Source organism: Micromonospora sp. NPDC005291 (genome assembly GCF_040607415.1).
Lineage (GTDB): Bacteria > Actinomycetota > Actinomycetes > Mycobacteriales > Micromonosporaceae > Micromonospora.
In genome coordinates this window covers 104,788-123,026 of the sequence record NZ_JBEXGR010000015.1, presented here as the reverse complement: position 1 = coordinate 123,026, position 18,239 = coordinate 104,788, and the positions used below count along the sequence as shown (strand labels likewise).

General features: G+C 70.1%; 17 protein-coding genes. 12 read left to right on the top strand and 5 right to left on the bottom strand.

The genetic code is table 11. The annotated features are described in order from the left end of the window. Nucleotides 1-643: 643 nt before the first annotated feature. The 10 genes from ABZT18_RS20815 (at nucleotide 644) to ABZT18_RS20770 (ending at nucleotide 8,834) form a co-directional block, all read left to right on the top strand. A complete protein-coding gene (locus ABZT18_RS20815; RefSeq protein ID WP_355252227.1) occupies nucleotides 644-976 on the top strand; it encodes an RRQRL motif-containing zinc-binding protein in 333 nt (110 codons plus the stop codon). A gap of 15 nt (nucleotides 977-991) precedes the next feature. Continuing rightward, nucleotides 992-1,207: a hypothetical protein gene (locus tag ABZT18_RS20810; RefSeq protein WP_355252189.1), complete on the top strand. Its 216-nt coding sequence runs from the start codon at nucleotides 992-994 to the stop codon at nucleotides 1,205-1,207. After that, complete coding sequence (locus tag ABZT18_RS20805) at nucleotides 1,204-2,097, top strand: hypothetical protein (RefSeq protein ID WP_355252186.1); 894 nt, start codon at nucleotides 1,204-1,206, stop codon at nucleotides 2,095-2,097. Before ABZT18_RS20810 ends, ABZT18_RS20805 begins: the two co-directional genes overlap by 4 nt. Beyond that, a complete protein-coding gene (locus tag ABZT18_RS20800) occupies nucleotides 2,094-3,689 on the top strand; it encodes a replication initiator (protein ID WP_355252183.1) in 1,596 nt (531 codons plus the stop codon). Before ABZT18_RS20805 ends, ABZT18_RS20800 begins: the two co-directional genes overlap by 4 nt. An 89-nt stretch (nucleotides 3,690-3,778) precedes the next feature. Then, nucleotides 3,779-3,982 (top strand): hypothetical protein, encoded by a 204-nt coding sequence (locus ABZT18_RS20795; protein ID WP_355252180.1) that lies wholly within the window; start codon nucleotides 3,779-3,781, stop codon nucleotides 3,980-3,982. Continuing rightward, on the top strand, nucleotides 3,979-4,173 hold the full coding sequence (locus tag ABZT18_RS20790; RefSeq protein ID WP_110564460.1) for a helix-turn-helix domain-containing protein: 195 nt from the start codon (nucleotides 3,979-3,981) through the stop codon (nucleotides 4,171-4,173). The genes ABZT18_RS20795 and ABZT18_RS20790 overlap by 4 nt, the downstream gene beginning before the upstream one ends. Nucleotide 4,174: 1 nt before the next feature. Beyond that, nucleotides 4,175-5,416 (top strand): tyrosine-type recombinase/integrase, encoded by a 1,242-nt coding sequence (locus ABZT18_RS20785; protein ID WP_355252176.1) that lies wholly within the window; start codon nucleotides 4,175-4,177, stop codon nucleotides 5,414-5,416. Between the two features lie 213 nt (nucleotides 5,417-5,629). Further along, the gene (locus ABZT18_RS20780; RefSeq protein WP_354996133.1) at nucleotides 5,630-6,688 is read left to right on the top strand and encodes a mechanosensitive ion channel family protein; all 1,059 of its coding nucleotides are present in this window, start codon (nucleotides 5,630-5,632) and stop codon (nucleotides 6,686-6,688) included. Between the two features lie 234 nt (nucleotides 6,689-6,922). Beyond that, nucleotides 6,923-8,305 carry an MFS transporter gene (locus ABZT18_RS20775; protein ID WP_354996134.1) on the top strand — a complete coding sequence of 461 codons (1,383 nt, stop codon included), beginning with the start codon at nucleotides 6,923-6,925 and terminating at the stop codon, nucleotides 8,303-8,305. A 148-nt stretch (nucleotides 8,306-8,453) separates the two neighbouring features. Further along, nucleotides 8,454-8,834, top strand: a complete 381-nt coding sequence (locus tag ABZT18_RS20770) for a globin (protein ID WP_354996135.1) — start codon at nucleotides 8,454-8,456, stop codon at nucleotides 8,832-8,834. 22 nt (nucleotides 8,835-8,856) lie between these two features. Here the strand turns inward: ABZT18_RS20770 and ABZT18_RS20765 are convergent, their stop codons facing one another. The 4 genes from ABZT18_RS20765 to ettA form a co-directional block, all read right to left on the bottom strand. Then, complete coding sequence (locus ABZT18_RS20765) at nucleotides 8,857-9,444, bottom strand: YbjN domain-containing protein (RefSeq protein WP_354996136.1); 588 nt, start codon at nucleotides 9,442-9,444, stop codon at nucleotides 8,857-8,859. Nucleotides 9,445-9,575: 131 nt separating this feature from the next. Further along, nucleotides 9,576-10,301: a hypothetical protein gene (locus ABZT18_RS20760; protein WP_354996137.1), complete on the bottom strand. Its 726-nt coding sequence runs from the start codon at nucleotides 10,299-10,301 to the stop codon at nucleotides 9,576-9,578. After that, nucleotides 10,298-10,744, bottom strand: a complete 447-nt coding sequence (locus tag ABZT18_RS20755; protein WP_354996138.1) for a thioesterase family protein — start codon at nucleotides 10,742-10,744, stop codon at nucleotides 10,298-10,300. The genes ABZT18_RS20760 and ABZT18_RS20755 overlap by 4 nt, the downstream gene beginning before the upstream one ends. A gap of 12 nt (nucleotides 10,745-10,756) precedes the next feature. After that, on the bottom strand, nucleotides 10,757-12,433 hold the full coding sequence (gene ettA, locus ABZT18_RS20750) for an energy-dependent translational throttle protein EttA (protein WP_354996139.1): 1,677 nt from the start codon (nucleotides 12,431-12,433) through the stop codon (nucleotides 10,757-10,759). Between the two features lie 306 nt (nucleotides 12,434-12,739). Between ettA and ABZT18_RS20745 the strand changes: the two genes are divergently transcribed. Then, nucleotides 12,740-14,140 (top strand): trehalose-6-phosphate synthase, encoded by a 1,401-nt coding sequence (locus ABZT18_RS20745; protein ID WP_354996140.1) that lies wholly within the window; start codon nucleotides 12,740-12,742, stop codon nucleotides 14,138-14,140. A 41-nt stretch (nucleotides 14,141-14,181) separates the two neighbouring features. Continuing rightward, nucleotides 14,182-16,743, top strand: coding sequence for a trehalose-phosphatase (gene otsB / locus ABZT18_RS20740; protein WP_354996238.1), 2,562 nt, complete (start codon nucleotides 14,182-14,184; stop codon nucleotides 16,741-16,743). Between the two features lie 206 nt (nucleotides 16,744-16,949). Here otsB and cobA read toward each other — a convergent pair whose 3' ends face one another. Next, nucleotides 16,950-18,206, bottom strand: coding sequence for a uroporphyrinogen-III C-methyltransferase (gene cobA / locus ABZT18_RS20735; protein ID WP_354996141.1), 1,257 nt, complete (start codon nucleotides 18,204-18,206; stop codon nucleotides 16,950-16,952). Nucleotides 18,207-18,239: the final 33 nt, after the last annotated feature.

The following is an 18,239-nucleotide window of genomic DNA, read 5'->3' as shown; positions in this document are numbered from 1 at the left end:
CCTGGTGGTCGGCTCCGGCTCGCCCACGAAGGCGAGTCAGGGCATGAAGTGGGGCCATTTCGCCGCTCTGCGTTGGCAAGCCGGGGAGCAGCAGTTGCCCGAAATCCTCATCTCCGGGGAGGGCCTGTCCCGCGAACCGGAAGCCGTGTTCACCACGCTCCTGCACGAGGCAACCCACGCCCTCGCCGACGTGCGGGGCGTCCAGGACACCTCGCGGCAGGGCCGCTGGCACAACAAGAAGTTCGCCACCCTCGCCGCCGAACTCGGCCTGTCCACCACCAAGGACGACAAGCTCGGCTACTCGCCCTGCACCCTGACCGACCTCACCCGCGCCCGCTACCGGCCCACCATCGCCGGCCTCTCCGTCGCGCTGCGCTTCTACCGCCACCCCGAACCGACCGGGCAAGGCAAAACCCGCACGAACAACAACAACGGCGTCACCTGCGAATGCGAATGCCCCCGCAAGCTGCGCATCTCCAAAGCCGCCTTCGACGAAGGCCCCATCGTCTGCGCCCTGTGCTCAGCGGCGTTCCTGCCCGAGGACATCGACCGCGACACCTACGAACACCCCACCTTCGCCACCGGCACCCCCACCGGCGACGACGACCAGGACCAGGACGACGCCGACGACGCGGAGGACCCAATGGTCTTTTACGACCCGACCGGCGAGCGCTACGGCCTGCCGACCTACCCCTACAAGTTCGCCCCCGGCGACCTGCTGACCCGCCGGCAACTCCGCGCCCGCGACCTGCGCCCCGGCGGCCAAGAACCCGCCGCGCAAATCCTCTGGCGGCGCGGCAAGCGCGTCGCCTACCTCTACCGCCTCGACCTGGCGATGCCCAAGCGCACCGCCACCCCCGCCCAAAAGGCGGCCATCGACAAAGCGCTCACCGCGCGGCGCACCTGCCCCGACTGCGGCCAGGTCCAGCCCTACTACATCCCCCGCCGAACCGGCACCTGCCTCGACTGCGACTAGCCGAAAGGACCCGACATGTTCCGCTACATGATCTCGTTCAACTACGAAGCCCCCACCGGCATCGGCTTCATGACCTTCGAACTGCCCTGCCAGCGGCGCATCCGCTCCATGGCCGACGTCACCAAAATCATGAACGACCTGCGCAACGACGGCTACGTCAACGCCGTCGTCCTCGGCTTCTCCCTCTTCGCCGACCCCACGCCCGCGCCCGCCCCCAAGGCGGCGTCATGACCACAACCAACCTTCGACCCACCCGCTGGGCCTACCTCGGCCTGATCCTCGGCGGACTCGTCTCCGTCGCCGCGAACATCGCCCACTCCTTCATCGCCCCCAAGGGCGCACCGCAGAACTGGAACCCGGAGCCCGGCGCGGTTGTCTCCGCGATCGTCTGGCCACTGTTCCTGTTCATCGCCATCGAAATCCTTGCCCGCACCCCATGGCCGACCGGCTGGGGCTGGGACGTACTGCGCTGGGTCGGAATGCCGCCCGTCGCCCTGGTCGCCGCGTTCGTGTCCTACCAACACCTGTCCGGACTCCTACGTCACTACGACGAAGGAACCCTCGTCATCTGGTTCGGTCCCGTCGCCGTCGATGGCCTGATGCTCATGGCCACCGCCGCCCTACTCGCCACCAAACACACCAACACCCGGCCCACTGAACTCGTCCCGGCACCAGCGCCGGCCACCCTCGCCGAGGCGTCGTCACCCGACATCACCGCCTCGCCGACGGTCCGCCCGGCCGCCGCGACCCCGGCCACCAACCCCACACCCGAGAACACGCAACCCGCCAACGAACCCGTCACCCAGCCCACCTCTGGCGAGGACACCGACACCCCGACGACGGTCGAGCCCACCCCGGACACCACCGAGAAGGACCCGACCCCGACACCCGCCGCGCCTGCGGTAGTTACCGCCAGCCCCGCGCCCGCACTGCTCTCCGGAGCCCGGATCGTCGCCAGCGCCCACGAGAAAGCCCACGGTGAACCCATCACCCCCGGCCAACTCGCCGTAAGGCTGCGCGTCCCCACCCAAACGGCCGCCGACATCCTCACGGCCCTCAACAACCAACCGACCACCAACAACCGAGAACACAACGGCACCGCCGTCGGAGCCACCGCGTGACCTCCTCGACGCTGCCTCTCGCGCCCGAAACCACCACGGTTTCGGGCACGGGAGCCTCCGCTGTAGCAGGAAACGATTACTGGCCTTGGGCTGCACCCACCACCGGCACCCGCAACCCCGCTGCTGACGGGTGGGTACGCGGGCACGACCCCCGCACCGTTGCGTCCGGCCGCGCCCGCGCCCAAGACCCCGACTACCCCGAATGGCTCGGCCACGTCCGCGCCGCATCCGCGTGCAAGCACCCGATCCGCCTCGCCGGGCAGATCCACGTCAACGACACCGACGGCAACCGCATGGCCACCGTCGACACCGAAGACATGCCCGACGGCGCGATCTACACCCCCTGCGGCAACCGCCGCGCGTCGGTCTGCCCGTCCTGCGCCGAGCTGTACCGCCGCGACACCTACCACCTCATCAAAGCCGGCCTCCAAGGCGACCGATGGGGACTACCACCCCTGCATGAGCACATCGCGATTTTCCTGACCGCCACCGCGCCATCGTTCGGTCCGGTGCACCACCGGGTCGTCAAGGTTCACGCGGCGGACTGCCGCAAGAAGGATGGCTGCACCTGCCGGGCCTCCGTCTGCCACCCGTTCGGCCGCACCTGCCCCCACGGTGTCGAGCTGCGCTGCGGCCAGCGGCACAAGGCCGCAGAGCCGAACCTCGGCCAGCCGTTGTGCCTGGACTGCTACGACCACACCGGTCAGGTCGTCTGGAACCACGAAGCGCCCGAGTTGTGGCGCCGCACCATCCAACAAGCCGACCGGGAGCTACGCCGCCTCGGCCGCACCCACGGCGTCGACCTGCGCCGCCGCTACATCAAGATCTACGAATTCCAGGTACGCGGCGTCATCCACTACCACGCCCTCATCCGCCTCGACGGCTACAACCCCGACTGCCCCGAAGCCATCGTCCCCCCGCCGGCCGCCATCACCCGGGACATGTTCGAAGAGGCAGTCCGGACGGCGTTCGTCAAGACGGCCTACACCTCCGCGCCGCACCCCGCCAACGGCGACCAGGGTTGGCACATCGCGTGGGGTGACAAGGGCCTGGACCTCAAGCACGTCAACGCACCCGGGCATGAGGTCAACCTCGCCCAGATCACCGGCTACATCGCCAAGTACGTCACCAAGAGCACCGAGGTAACCGGCCTGAGCCTGCGCCGCGTCGACGACCTCTCCGTTCAGATCCACGGCGACCCGGCAACGCACCTCGGTCGGCTCATCCGCGCGTGCTGGGACATCGGAGAGCACCCCGACTACGCCCGACTGCGGCGCTGGGCTCACCAGTTCGGCTACGGCGGACACATCGCCACCAAGAGCCGCGCCTTCTCCGTCACCCTCGGCTTCCTTCGCCTCCAACGGACCATCTGGCGGCGCACCGAAGGCCACCCCCACACCTGGGACGACGAACAAACCGAGCGCGTCATCTACGAACTCGGCTACCAAGCCACCGGCTGGATCACCACCGGAGACGCCCTCCTCGCCAACACCGCCGCCGCCATGGCCCGCGCGCAACACCTGGCCGGCATCGACGCCCTGGCCGACGAGCAGGTCACCCACCACGCCACCGCCCAACCCCTGGCCGCTTGACACGTACGTGTCAACGCCTGTGAAGCCGTTCCTTGACAACTCCACAGCGCAAGCAACAACCACCCCGGTCGACCTGGAAGGAGAAAGCCATGCCCACACGTCCCCGCCCCCTGGTCGCGGTCCGGCTCATCGGCCCGACCGCCACCGTCACCGCCCACGCCGCCACGCTCGCCGCGCAACTCACCGCCCACTACGGCCGCGAACGCGTCACCTGCCGCACCAGCACCCGCCACGCCGGCTACAGCGGCGAAAGCCGCACCTACATCACCATCACTCGGAAGGAGCCACGATGACCGCACCCACCCCCCTCCCGCTGCCGGACCTCTGGTCCATCAGCGACACCGCCGCCTTCCTGCGCATCCCCGTCGGCACCCTCTACCAATGGCGGCACCGCCGCACCGGCCCCCGCGCCTTCAAGGTCGGCCGCCACCTCCGCTACGACCCGGCCGACGTCCGGGCCTGGCTGGAAGACCAGGCGGCCTGACATGCCCATCGATGACCTGTGGTACCTCAAGAAACGCGACCCGGACACGAAGAAGTTCATCCCGTCGAAACGGCACGGTCGGGGGAAGCGCTGGCGCGTGCGTTACACCGACGCCGACACGAACGACCGAGACAAGCTGTTCGATCTCAAGCGCGACGCGGAAACCTTCGACCTCAATTGCCGCTCGGGCGTCTCCGCAGAGGTCAAGGTTGGCCGCGAGATCGAACAGCTCACCTTTGCCAAATACGCGCAGCGATGGAAGGAATCCCGCGAGTCGGGGTGGAGCGTCGAGACACGGCGACGGGTCCCGCAGAATCTTCGCAAGCGTCTTGTGCCGGCCTTTGGCGAGCAGTCCATCCGGTCGATCACCCTTACCGATGTGATGGCCTGGCTCGGTCGGCTGCTGGACGATGGCACCGCGAAGTCGTCCATTGGCCTCTACTTCGGTGTTCTCAAGACCATCCTGAACGCTGCCGTCATCGATAAGGTGCTTGACGACAACCCCTGCGACGGCGTGAACCTCGCGCAAGTGCTGCGGGGGATGTCACGAGCACCGAGATGGGTACCGACTGAGGACCAGGTGCTCAAGCTCACCGAGGTCGTACCCCGACGATTCCGCGCGGCCATCTGGCTGGGAGCCGGTGAAGGCTTGCGCATCGGTGAAGTCCTCGGCATGGAAGACAGCTCACGGTGTCTGGATGTTGCTCACGAAGAGCTTCATGTCGTCCAGCAGTTGCGGCACTCCCGGGAGCACTTCGGCGGCTTCTACCTCGCCGCGCCAAAGAGCGGATCGGCAGGGACAGTCGACCTGGACGCCGTGGTCGCCGAGGAAGTGGCGACCCACATCAAAGAGGTCGGCCCCGTCGAATTCGAGCTGCCGGACATCACCAGCGAAAGACGGGTTTCTCGTCCCGCAGCTCTCCTGTTCACCACCACAAGCGGAAAGCTGATAACCGGCCGCTACTGGTCTGAGCTGTGGGAGGGCTGGCGTTCCGCCGCAGGCTGGCCCAAGGCGGGAACCTTCCACTCCCTGCGCCACTTCTTCGCCACCACGCTGATGAGCAACGGCGTCGAGCCCCAGGAGGTGCAGCACGCACTGCGGCATGCCAGCCTACGGATCACGCTGGAAACCTACGTGCACTGGCTGCCGAAGAAGGACCGGCGGCGCGGCCTGATCGGGCAGATCCTCCGCCCGACCAAGGGCAGCCAGACCGGCGCTCCCGCCGCCCAAGACCGGACCTAATTTGTGCCCTGGTTGTGCCGGATGATCTTCGATCGGCATTCTTGCAGGTCAACAGCGGTCCGGGCCACCAAATCAGGGATTGCACGTACTAATCCGGGGTCGGTCATGAAGCTCTTTCCCGCACCTGTCACGATGGCCGGTTCGCCCTGTTCCGGCCATGCGCTCGGCGGCAGGTCACCCGGCCGGTGGGTCGGCGGCGGGCGCTCGGGCTCCTTGCGGTACGAAGACAGGGTGAGTGCCGCCAGCGTGACGCCCCTAGCCCTGTCCGACGCCGTATCGGTGAACTGTCAGGGCAGTTCCTCCTGCGATTTCGTGTACCGCCTAACCAACTCAGCCTGGTTCGCGGAGGGCAGTTACTGGATCCTGCTCAAGCCGCTGCGGGTGCTGCTGATCGTGGCGCTGGCGATGCTGGCCCGCTGGGCGCTGCACCGGACGATCGACCGGCTGGTCCGGACGACCACCGACAGCGCGGTGCCGACGATGCTGCGGCCGCTGCGCGAACGGATCCCCACCGCCGCGGTCGACCCCGCCGAGTTCGTGCCCGAGCGACGCCGGCAGCGGGCCGAGGCGATCGGCTCCGTGCTGCGCAGCCTGACCACCGCGTTCGTCTTCGGCATCGCACTGCTGATGATCCTGCGCGAGTTCAGCTTCGACCTGGCTCCGTTGCTGGCGAGCGCGGGAATCGCCGGCGTCGCGCTGGGCTTCGGCGCGCAGAGCCTGGTCAAGGACCTGATCGCCGGCCTCTTCATGCTGATAGAAGACCAGTACGGCGTGGGCGACAACGTCGACCTGGGCGAGGCGATGGGCGTGGTCGAGTCGGTCGGGCTACGGGTCACCACGGTGCGCGACGGTCGCGGAGTGCTCTGGTACATCCGCAACGGCGAGATCATCCGGGTGGGCAACAAGAGCCAGGGCTGGGCTCTGGTGGTGGTGGACCTGCCGATCGGTTTCAGCAGTACCGAGGAGGCCACCGCCGTCCTGCGGACCGCTGCCGCCTCGATCGCGATGGACCCTGAGCTGTCGCCGGAGATCGTGGAGGCGCCGGAGGTGCTGGGCGTCGAGCAGATGACGGTGGACGGGGCGGTGATCCGCACGGTGGTGAAGACGACCGCCGACGGGCAGTTCGCGGTGGGTCGGGAGCTGCGCCGGCGGCTCGCGGAGGCGCTGGAGAACTCGGGAATCACCGCGCAGATCGCGGCCGCCCGCATCTATCCCGGGCTGCCGACCCGGCCGTTGCCCGACGGTGAGACTGGTCAGGGAGGGGCCACCTGACCCAAGCGACACTGTCCTCCAATTCAGGGGTCGCGAGCCGCCCGGCCCCTCAGGTATCGTCCGTTCGTTCAGTCGGGGAAGCGACGAACGATCCGTTCGCCCTAGCTAGTTGTCAGACGATCGGGCAGAATTCGGAGCACGCGTTCCCGCCGGAGCGTGATCACATCCTCGCTGATCCGTAGATCTGACGAGTGCTTCCGGCCGGGCTGCCACGAGCGGCCGATCCGGGGGCCCATGGAGGCGACGGTGCCCGACGAGCGACCTTCCGCGGAAGGCCCCGCCACATTTCGCGAGGTGTTCGCCCAGCACGAGTTCCGGGCCGTGTTCGTGGCCGGCGCTCTCTCCTGGGTCGGCGACTATGTCGCGAAGGCCGCCGTCACCCTGCTCGTCTACCAGCAGACCAGGTCCGTCGCGCTCTCCGCGGCGGCCTTCGCGGTCAGTTTCCTGCCGTGGCTGCTCGGTGGTCCCGTGCTCGCCGCACTCGCGGAGCGATACCCGTACCGACGGGTGATGGTGGCGTGTGACCTCATCCGGATGGCGTTGATGCTGCTCATCGCCATCCCGAACCTGCCGTACCAGGCGGTGTTGGTGCTCATCTTCGCCGCCACGCTGGCCAACCCGCCGAGCCAGGCCGCGAAGTCGGCGCTGATGCCGCAGTTGCTCACCGGGGACCGGCTGGTGCTCGGGCTGTCGTTGAACAGCAGCGTCGGGCAGGCCGCCCAGGTCGTCGGGTACGTGTTCGGCGCCGCCGTCGCCTCGATCGACCCGGTGGCCGCGTTGCTGTTCAACGCGGCCACGTTCGGCTTCTCGGCGCTGCTGGTCCGCCTCGGCGTGCGGGACCGCCCAGCGTCGATGACCCCGGCGCACCGCAGCCACCTGCTGCGGGAGACGCACCAGGGGTTCGCGATCGTGTACCGCACACCCGTGTTGCGGGCGATCGCGGTGCTGGTGTTCAGCGCCATGCTCTTCTCGATCGTCCCCGAGGGGCTGGCGGCCGCCTGGGCCAACGAGGATGCCAAGGGTGACATGAGCGCGGGCGCGGCCCAAGCGGTGATCATGGTGGCCAACCCGGTCGGCTTCATCCTCGGCGGGTTACTGGTGAGCCGGCTGTTCGGGCCAGCCCGCCGGCTGAAGCTGATGCGGCCGCTCGCGGTGCTCGCCCCACTGGTGCTGGTGCCGGCGCTGCTCGACCCGCCACCGCTGGTGGTGGCACTGCTGGCCGCACTCTGCGGGTTCGCGGTCGCCGGCATGCTGCCGATGGCCAACGGGCTGTTCGTCCAGGCGCTGCCCGACGGCTTCCGGGCCCGCGCCTTCGGCGTGATGGCGACCGGGGTCCAGGTCATCCAGGGTTTCGCGGTCCTGGTCACCGGGTTGCTCGCCGAGCGGTTTCCCATCCCGGTGGTGGTCGGGCTGTGGAGCGCTGCCGGGGTGGTGCTGATGACGGTGGCCACGCTGCGCTGGCCCGATCGGCAGACGGTGGATGCCGCGATCGCGGCGGCCTCGGCGGCCAACGCCGAGCGGCCTCCCAACCCGGACGGTCCCGCCAGCGCCGGCACGGCGGCGAGCCCTCCCGATCCGCGTACCGGCGACGGCCACCGCCGGCACGTGGTCACCTGACCCGTTGCGCCGAGGCCGACAGGAGCGGGCCGGGCGCGTCGACCCGGCGTGATCCGACGCACGGTGTGCGGGTCGGGCCGGCACGGAGCGCACCTGGCAGGATGGAACGGTGAACCCCGCAGGTGAATCCGACCGTCCCGGTGCGTCGATGACCCTCTTCGAAGCGGTCGGCGGCGAGCCCACCTTCCGCAAACTGGTGGATGAGTTCTACGTCGGCGTCGCCAGCGATCCCCTGCTGCGGCCGATGTACCCGGAAGAGGACCTGGGCCCGGCCGCGGACCGGATGACCCTGTTCCTGATGCAGTACTGGGGCGGCCCCAACACGTACTCCGCCCAGCGGGGCCACCCGCGGCTGCGGATGCGGCACGCGCCCTTCCGGATCGGCGCGGCCGAGCGGGACGCCTGGCTGCGGAACATGCGCCGCGCCGTGGACCGACTCGACCTGGAGCCGGAGGTCGCCGGCACACTCTGGGACTACCTGGAGCGGGCCGCGCACTTCATGGTCAACGTCGAGGACGACCCGGCCTGACCCGCCCGGCCCACGGCCGGTGTCAGAGCAGCGCGCCCTCGTCGTGCAGCCAGTCCACGAAGCTGGTGGCGACCGCCGCGCCGCAGTCGAGCATCTCGACCAGCAGCGCGTCGTGTGTGCCAGCACCGAGCGGCACCTGAAGCTCGGCGTAGATCGGTAGCTGACCGCGCTCGGTCGGGTCGCCGATGTACGCCTTGCAGAACCGGCGGGTGTGGTTCCACTCGTTGACCACCCGGTAGGCCCGGTCGGCCCAGTCCGGCGGCACCGTGGCGTGCGGACGGGCCCGCATCACCAGGATCTCGTCCTCCGGCCCCTCAAGGGTGACCAGGACGGCGTGCCGCTCCCACATGGCCAACAGGTTGCCGTCGCCATCGGCCAGGTAGCGCACGTCGAGCAGATCGAGTGCGTCGCAGACCCGGCGCAGGCTCACCGGCTCGATGGTGGCCGGCATCTCGGTCAGCACGGGCCGCTCGTTGGACGGGCAGTCGTCCCCCGGCTGGCGAGGGTTGGGCGGTCCGACCCGGACCGCGCTTTCCACTGTGATCCCGCTTCGGGTTTCCGGATCGCCGCCGCCGTCGGCGGGACCGGGGCGCCATGACCACCACGGCATCGCTCGCGCACCTCACTCCCCAGCGGATCCAGTCGCCTACGGTGCGTTGGATCCGAGGATGGACGGTACCCGGACAGCCGTGTTGAAGCATCCCCCCAACGACCGCCCCGGCCCAGAAGAATGAGCAGGGGTCATCCGTTCGGACGAGGACCCAAGGGTGTCACGGCAAGATCCGTGGCCTTCTGCGACCATGCCGCTCCGTATGGTCCCACCAGGCCGACCCAACGACCGGCCACCCGCACCTGAACGGCGGGCTCACCGTGGCCGGCGGCCGGGCCGTCAGCGGCACCGAGGAAGCCCATCCGGACCAACCCCTGCACCAGCCGCTGCGGCACCTCCACCGGCGGGGCGGGCGGCCCGTCCGGGGTGACCAGCACCGCCACGTGGTCGAGCAGCGCGTCGCGCAGCGCTCGCTGACCCACCGCGCGGCCGGCCACGCCGTGCTCGCTCGCCGTACGCAGGGTGCCCGCTGCCGCGTCCGCGATCCGTCGCAGCTCGGCAGCGGGCAGCGCCTCCACCTGCCGGCTGCGCACCGGCGGCAGCGGCCACCGCCACTGCGCGTCCCGGCGCGTCGGCAGGGCCGCACCGCCACGCTCCAGCTCGGCCAGCAGCTCCGCGGCGGCCACCGTGACGTCCTCGGCCGGCCCGGCGGCCACCGTACGGACCACCAGGACCTGCCACGGCAGCCGGGCCCAGAGAGCGACCCGGCCAGGGCCACCGGCTGGCCGCAGCCGAACCGGTGCGACCGGATCCAGCCGCACCAGCCGGGCCAGGAAGGCACCCGCGTCCGCCACCCCGGTGACGCCGTGCGTCGGCGTCGAGGCACGGCCAGGCTCAGCCGTGCCGGGCCGGGTCATGCCACGCCGCCCTGGGGTGCGTACGTGAGCAGGAACTCCCGCTCCTCGGCGGTGATCCGCCGGGGCACCTGACGGGTCAGGTCGAACGGCACCAGCACCGAGCGGGCACGGCTGGCCAGCACCTCGCCGTCGTACAGCTCGTAGGCGACGGTGAACCGCGAGGCCTTGATCTCCTCCACCCACAGCTCGATCCGGACGGTGGGCGCGGCCTCCGCGGTGGCCCGACCCAGCGCGTAGTCGACCGGGCGCAGGTAGTCGACCTCGTGCCGGCGGATCACCACCCCGTCGGCGAACGAGCCCACTCCCCAGGCCCGACCCCCGGCGAACATCAACGCCACCCGCGCCTCCTCGTACAGGGTGAGGAAGCGCGAGTTGTTGACGTGGCCGTACGCGTCCAGGTCGGACCAGCGCAGCGTGCAGTGGTAGACGAACCGGTCAGACACCTTCTCCGCCGCTCAGTCGCGGGTCAGCTTGCGGTAGGTCACCCGGTGCGGCCGGGCAGCCTCCGCGCCGAGGCGGTCGATCTTGTTCTTCTCGTACGCGTCGAAGTTGCCCTCGAACCAGAACCACTTCGCCGGGTCCTGGTCGTCGCCCTCCCAGGCCAGGATGTGCGTGGCGACCCGGTCCAGGAACATCCGGTCGTGCGAGATGACCACGGCGCAGCCGGGGAACTCCAGCAGCGCGTTCTCCAGGCTGGACAGCGTCTCCACGTCCAGGTCGTTCGTCGGCTCGTCGAGCAGGATGACGTTGCCGCCGATCTTCAGCGTCAACGCCAGGTTGAGCCGGTTGCGCTCACCGCCGGAGAGCACCTTGGTCGGCTTCTGCTGGTCCGGTCCCTTGAAGCCGAAAGCGGCGATGTACGCCCGCGACGGCATCTCGACCTTGCCCACCATCAGGTAGTCCAGCCCGTCGGAGACGACCTCCCAGACGGTCTTGTCGCCGTTGAGGCCCTCCCGGTTCTGGTCGACGTACGACAGGGAGACGGTGGGGCCGACGCGGACGGCGCCGTCGGTCGGCTCCTCCAGCCCGACGATGGTCTTGAACAGCGTGGTCTTGCCGACGCCGTTGGGACCGATGATGCCGACGATGCCGTTACGCGGCAGCGAGAACGACAGGTTGTCGATCAGCAGCCGGTCGCCAAAGCCCTTGCTGAGCTTGTTCGCCTCGATCACCGTGCTGCCCAGGCGCGGGCCCGGCGGGATCTGGATCTCCTCGAAGTCCAGCTTGCGGGTCTTCTCCGCCTCGGTGGCCATCTCGTCGTACCGGTCCAGGCGGGCCTTGGACTTGGTCTGCCGGGCCTTGGCGTTGGAGCGGACCCACTCCAGCTCCTCGGTGAGGCGCTTCTTCATCTTGGCGTCGCGGCGGCCCTCGACGGCCAGGCGGGCGGCCTTCTTCTCCAGGTAGGTGGAGTAGTTGCCCTCGTACGGGTACGTCCGGCCGCGGTCCAACTCCAGGATCCAGTTGGCCACGTTGTCGAGGAAGTACCGGTCGTGGGTAATCGCCATGACGGTGCCGGCGTACTTCGCCAGGTGCTGCTCCAGCCAGGAGACGCTCTCCGCGTCCAGGTGGTTGGTGGGCTCGTCGAGCAGCAGCAGGTCGGGTGCCTCCAGCAGCAGCTTGCAGAGCGCGACCCGGCGGCGCTCACCACCGGAGAGCTGGGTCACGTCGGCGTCCGGCGGCGGGCAGCGCAGCGCGTCCATGGCCAGTTCGAGCTTGGAGTCGACGTCCCAGGCGTCGAGGTGGTCGAGCTCCTCCTGGAGCTTGCCCATCTCGTCCATCAGCTCGTCGGTGTAGTCGGTCGCCATCTGCTCGGCGATCTTGTTGAACCGCTCCAGCTTGGCCTTGGTCTCGGCGACCGCCTCCTCGACGTTGCCGAGCACGGTCTTGGTCTCGTTGAGCGGGGGCTCCTGGGCGAGCATGCCGACGGTGTAGCCGGGCATGAGCCGGGCCTCGCCGTTGCTCGGCTTGTCCAGCCCTGCCATGATCTTGAGGAGGCTGGACTTACCGGCGCCGTTTGGACCGAGCACACCGATCTTGGCCCCCGGCAGGAAGCTCAACGTGACGTTGTCGAGCACGACCTTGTCGCCGTGCGCCTTGCGCGCCTTTTCCAGGACGTAGATGTACTGGGCCACGGTGCGGGCTACCTCCGTCGGTTGCTGTCGCTGATCGGCGGCGCGGCGCGGGCTGCGAGGACCGCCCGCCGCCGCCGGCCGGGAGCCGGCCGCGCGCACGCCATCGTCAATCCTGACAGGTACGGCGCGCTTCGCCCACATCACCCCACCTCAGGAGTACGCGGGCGAGCGGTTGTCGACAAGATCACCTTCAGGATTTGGCGAGCACATGGCGGGTAGGAGACTCCGGCACGGGGCACCAGGGGCCGCAGCTACGCTCAGTACGCTCATCGCGGTGGACCCGTCAGCACCCGGAGGTGGCCGATCGTGACCGTCCGTAGCTCCTTTGTCGTAGTGGCGAACCGTCTGCCGGTCGACGAGGTGAGCACACCCGAGGGACGGCAGTGGCGACGCAGCCCCGGCGGGCTGGTCACCGCGCTGCATCCCGTGCTCGCCGAACACCAGGGCACCTGGGTCGGCTGGGCCGGTGGCACCGGCGCAGCCCCCGAGCCGTTCGACCTGGAGGGGATCCGGCTACACCCGGTCCCCCTCAGCGCCGAGGAGCTGGAGCGCTACTACGAGGGCCAGTCCAACGCGACCATCTGGCCGCTCTACCACGACGCGGTGGAGACGCCGGCCTACAAGCGCCGCTGGCGGGAGGCGTACCGCCTCGTCAACGCGCGGTTCGCGGAGGCCGCGGCGGACGTCGCGGCCGAGGGCGCGACGGTCTGGGTGCAGGACTACCAGCTCCAGTTGGTGCCGGCGATGCTCCGTGAGCTGCGCCCGGACCTGCGGATCGGGTTCTTCCTGCACATCCCGTTCCCGCCGATCGAGCTGTTCATGCAGATGCCGTTCCGCACCGAGCTGCTGCGCGGCCTGCTCGGCGCCGACCTGGTCGGTTTCCAGCAGCGGCTGGCCGCGCAGAATTTCGTCCGGCTGGCCCGGCACCTGCTCGGGCTGCGCTACGAGGGGCAGATGATCCAGGTTGACGGTCGGCAGGTGAAGGCAGGTGCCTTCCCCATCTCGATCGACACCCAGGAGATGGAGCGGATGGCCGCCGACCCGGCGATCCAGGCCCGGGCCAAGCAGATCCGCGCCGAGCTGGGCGACCCGAAGACGATAATCCTGGGCGTTGACCGGCTGGATTACACCAAGGGCATCGAGTTGCGACTCAAGGCCTTCCGCGAACTGTTGGCTGACGGAAAGTTGACAGTTCCCGACGCGGTTATGGTGCAGGTCGCCACACCCAGCCGAGAGCGCGTCGAGCACTACCAGGCACTTCGGGTCAAGGTAGAGCGCGAGGTTGGTCGGATTAATGGCGAATTCGGCCGGGTCGGCGTGCCGGCCGTGCATTACCTGCATCAGTCGTACAGTCGCAGTGAGCTGGCCGCGATGTACGTTGCTGCCGACGTGATGATGGTGACCCCGCTGCGAGACGGAATGAATCTGGTGGCAAAGGAGTACGTCGCATCGCGCGCCGACCAGGGTGGCGCGCTCGTGCTCAGTGAATTCGCCGGCGCCGCCACCGAGCTTCGCCAGGCCTTTTTGTGTAACCCGCACGACCCGGACGCGGTCAAGGACGCCCTCCTCCGGGCAGTGCACGTGGAGAAAACCGAGGCACGCCGCCGGATGCGGACAATGCAACGTCACCTGCGTACCCACGACGTGGGCCACTGGGCCAGGTCTTTCCTCTCCGAGCTCGGAGTTTCGGAGGCGGAGGCCGAGTGAACACGCCCGTCAACAATGGGGCGGCAAACGCAACCGGGGTGATGGACCCCGAGCTGCGCTCCGCCATCGGCCGGATCGCCCGGGTCCCCCAGCTCCTGATCGCCTGTGACTATGACGGCACGCTGGCGCCGATCGTGGAGGACCCGAGCACGGCCGTCCCGCTGCCCGAGTCGGTGGCGGCGGTCCGTGCGCTCGCCGCGCTGCCGCAGACCACCGTGGCGGTGGTCTCGGGCCGGGCGCTGCGCGATCTGGCCGCACTCTCCCGGCTGCCCAGCGAGGTGCACCTCGTCGGCAGCCACGGCTCCGAGTTCGACATCGGCTTCGTCGAGCGGCTTTCCCCCGAGCTGGTCGCGGTGCGCACCCAGGTCCGAAACGCACTGCGCGAGATCGCCGCCGAGCACCCGGGCATCCGGCTGGAACGCAAGCCGGCCAGCGTCGCGATGCACACCCGCGGGGTCGACCCACAGGTGGCCGCCGCGGCCATCGAGGCGGTCCGCAACGGCCCGGCCACCTTCGACGGCGTCACGGTGACCCAGGGCAAGGAGGTCATCGAGCTCTCCGTCGTGGCCACCCACAAGGGCACAGCGGTCGACCAACTGCGCACCCAGCTCGCTTCCAGCGCGGTGCTGTTCATCGGCGACGACATCACCGACGAGAACGCGTTCGGCCACCTGCACGGCCCCGACCTCGGCATCAAGATCGGCCCCGGGGACACCCAGGCCGGCTACCGGGTCGCCGACCCGCTGGAGGCCGCACGCGCGCTGGCATTGCTGCTGGAGACCCGGCGGCACTGGCTGTTCGGCGAGCGGGCGGTGCCGATCGAGCGGCACTCCATGTTGGCCAACGGTCGTACGGTCGCACTGCTCACCCCCGAGGCAAAGGTGAGCTGGCTCTGCCACCCCAAGCCGGACTCGGCGGCGATCTTCGCCGACCTGGTCGGTGGCAGCCCGGCCGGTCACTTCAGCGTCGCCCCGGAACGCGGCGGCATCCCACTGGGCCAGCGCTACCGCTCCGGCACGATGACCGTGGAGACCCGGTGGTCCGGGCTCACCGTCACCGACTGGCTGGACAAGCCGGCCCGGGAGACCACCCCGGAAGGCCCGACCGCCATCACCGGCGACTCGACCCTGATCCGGGTGCTCACCGGCAGCGGCAAGGCCCGGGTGGAGTTCGCGCCAAGGCCCGAGTTCGGTCAGGTCGCCGTGCAGTTGCAGCCGCTCGGCGACGGCCTGTTGGTGCTCGGCTCCAACGAGCCGATCGCGCTCTACTCCCCCGGTCTGGAGTGGGAGGTCGGCAACGACGGCGGGTACGAGACCGCCAAGGCGATCGTCGACCTCTCCGCCGCCGGTGGGCAGGTCGTGCTGGAGCTGCGCTTCGGCACGCACAGCCTGGAGCACCACCGGGTGCCGATCCACGAGCGGCAGGCCGCCGCCGAGCAGCCGTGGAAGGACTGGGTGGCCTCGCTACGGCTGCCGTCCACCGCCCGTGACCTGGTCGCCCGCAGTGCGCTCACCCTGCGCGGGCTCTGTCACGAGGCCACCGGCTCGATCCTGGCCGCGGCGACCACCTCGCTCCCCGAGGAGCTGGGCGGCGTCCGTAACTGGGACTACCGCTACTGCTGGCTGCGCGACGCGGCGCTGACCGCCCGCTCGCTGGTCGACCTCGGCTCGATCGAGGAGGCCGAGGCGCTGCTGCGCTGGGTGGACGGCTGCATCGAACGCACCGGCGGCCACCCGGAGCGACTGCACCCGCTCTACACCATCGACGGCTACGAGCTGGGCGCCGAGGCGGTCATCGACACGCTGCCCGGGTACGCCGGCTCCCGGCCGGTCCGCGTCGGCAACCTCGCCAACCACCAGCTGCAGCTGGACGTCTTCGGCCCGATCGCCGACCTGATCGCAGCCGTCGCCGACGCTCGCGGCTCCGTCCGCGACGACGAGTGGCGTGTCCTGGAAAACATGGTCGAGGCGGTCCGGCGGCGCTGGCACGAGCCCGACCACGGCATCTGGGAGGCCCGGCTGCCACCTCGGCACCACGTCTTCTCCAAGGTGATGTGCTGGATGACCGTCGACCGGGCGCTGCACGTGATGCGCGAGCACGGCGGCGAGGACCGACCCGAGTGGAAGGACCTGCGCGACCGGATCGGCGCCAACGTGCTGGAGCACGGCTGGCACGAAGACGTCGAGGCGTACAGCGTCGCGTACGGCGACGAGGACATGGACGCCTCGTCGCTCTGGATCGGGCTCTCCGGCCTGCTCCCGGGTGACGACCCGCGCTTCCTGTCCACCGTCCTTCGCATCGAAGCTGACCTGCGCAGCGGCCCGGTCGTCTACCGCTACCACTGGGACGACGGCCTGCCCGGCCGTGAGGGCGGTTTCCACATCTGCACGGCGTGGCTGATCGAGGCGTACCTGCGCACCGGCCGCCGCACCGACGCCGAGGAACTGTTCGCGCAGATGGTGCTCACCGCCGGCCCGACCGGGCTGCTCCCCGAGCAGTACGACCCGCTCGCCGAGCGCGGCCTGGGCAACCACCCGCAGGCCTACAGCCACCTCGGTCTGATCCGGTGCGCCCTGCTGCTGGACAACATGCTCAAGCAGTAGTCGACCGCTCGTACGACGACGGGGCCGGAGCGCTTGCGCTCCGGCCCCGTCAGTCGATCCAGCCCCGTCAGTCGGTGGCCACACCGGCTGATACCGGTCACCCGAGCGCCACCGCCACCACCCTCGCCCGCGCCCGCGCCCGGGGACCATCCGACCCTCGTGCCGGCGGCGCCACCCAGGGCCACGCTGGCCCGCACGCCGGGTCCTCAGCCGTCGAGCGCGCCCACCACGTCTCCCACCACGACGACGGCGGGCGGCCGTACGTCGGCGGCGAGCAGGTCGTCGGCCACCGCGCCGAGCGTCGATCGCAGCACCCGCTGGGTGCCCGTCGTGGCTTCCTGAACGACTGCGGCCGGCGTCTGTGGCGACCGGCCGTGGGCGATGAGGGTGGCCGTGATGGCGGCGAGGTTCTTCAGCCCCATGAGGATCACCAGGGTGCCGCGCAGGCCCGCGAGGGCCTCCCAGCGCACCAGGGACGTTGGCGAGTCGGGTGCCAGGTGCCCCGAGACCACTGTGAACTCGTGCGCCACAGCCCGGTGGGTGACCGGGATGCCAGCCGCCGCCGGTGCGGCGATCGAGCTGGTCACCCCGGGAACCACGGTCACCGGCACACCGGCCTCCGCGCAAGCCAGCAGTTCCTCGCCGCCGCGACCGAACACGTACGGATCGCCGCCCTTGAGCCGGACGACGAACGCGCCAGCCTGGGCACGGTCGACCAGGATCTGGTTGATCTCCTCCTGTGCCCGGGACGGGCCGTAGGGGATCTTCGAGGCGTCCACCAGCTCGACGTCGGGGCGCAGCTCGTCCAGGAGCAGCCCGGGCACCAGGCGGTCGGCGACGACCACGTCGGCCTCGGTGAGCAGGCGCCAGCCCTTCACGGTGATCAGCTCCGGGTCACCCGGCCCCGCACCGACCAGCGCCACCCGCCCGGCCTGCCGTCCACCGGTCGTGGTCTTGGCGTTCGGTAGGTCCGCGGCAGCGGGCAGGTCGGGCGTCGGGGCGGGCGTCAGGCGCGCCGCGAGCAGGTCGCGCACCGCGTCGCGGACGGTCATCGCACGGCGGGGGTCGCCGCCGCCCAGCACCGCCACCGTGACCGGGCCGTGGCGGGTCACCGCCGGGGTCCAGGCCGTGGCGGCCGTCCGGTCGTCGGCCCGGACGCAGAAGATCCGCTGCTCGGCGGCGGCGACGCTGACCGACTCCGCCGCGGCCGGGTCGTCGATCGCCACCTGGACCAGCCACGCCCCGTCCAGGTCCTCGGGCGCGAACCGGCGTGGCACCCAGCGCAGCCGGCCGGCGTCGACCCGGGCACGCAGTGCCGGGGTCAGCTCCGGTGCCACCAGCAGGACGTCCGCACCGGCGTCCAGCAACGCCGGCACGCGCCGGGTGGCGACCGCGCCACCGCCCACCACGACCACCCGCCGCCCGTCGAGCCGCAAACCGAGGGGGTACGGATTGGTGGTCACGCCGCACCACCGAGCCGGGCGGCTCGCTCGCTG

What these genes read in the sequence shown, in the direction of transcription:
- ABZT18_RS20795 (WP_355252180.1), top strand. Translation starts at nt 3,779, where the DNA reads ATGCCCACACGTCCCCGCCCCCTGGTCGCGGTCCGGCTCATCGGCCCG.
- ABZT18_RS20810 (WP_355252189.1), top strand. Translation starts at nt 992, where the DNA reads ATGTTCCGCTACATGATCTCGTTCAACTACGAAGCCCCCACCGGCATC.
- ABZT18_RS20805 (WP_355252186.1), top strand. Translation starts at nt 1,204, where the DNA reads ATGACCACAACCAACCTTCGACCCACCCGCTGGGCCTACCTCGGCCTG.
- ABZT18_RS20815 (WP_355252227.1), top strand. Translation starts at nt 644, where the DNA reads ATGGTCTTTTACGACCCGACCGGCGAGCGCTACGGCCTGCCGACCTAC.
- ABZT18_RS20790 (WP_110564460.1), top strand. Translation starts at nt 3,979, where the DNA reads ATGACCGCACCCACCCCCCTCCCGCTGCCGGACCTCTGGTCCATCAGC.
- otsB (WP_354996238.1), top strand. Translation starts at nt 14,182, where the DNA reads ATGGACCCCGAGCTGCGCTCCGCCATCGGCCGGATCGCCCGGGTCCCC.
- ABZT18_RS20765 (WP_354996136.1), bottom strand. Translation starts at nt 9,444, where the DNA reads ATGCCGTGGTGGTCATGGCGCCCCGGTCCCGCCGACGGCGGCGGCGAT.
- ABZT18_RS20785 (WP_355252176.1), top strand. Translation starts at nt 4,175, where the DNA reads ATGCCCATCGATGACCTGTGGTACCTCAAGAAACGCGACCCGGACACG.
- ABZT18_RS20775 (WP_354996134.1), top strand. Translation starts at nt 6,923, where the DNA reads ATGGAGGCGACGGTGCCCGACGAGCGACCTTCCGCGGAAGGCCCCGCC.
- ABZT18_RS20770 (WP_354996135.1), top strand. Translation starts at nt 8,454, where the DNA reads ATGACCCTCTTCGAAGCGGTCGGCGGCGAGCCCACCTTCCGCAAACTG.
- ABZT18_RS20760 (WP_354996137.1), bottom strand. Translation starts at nt 10,301, where the DNA reads ATGACCCGGCCCGGCACGGCTGAGCCTGGCCGTGCCTCGACGCCGACG.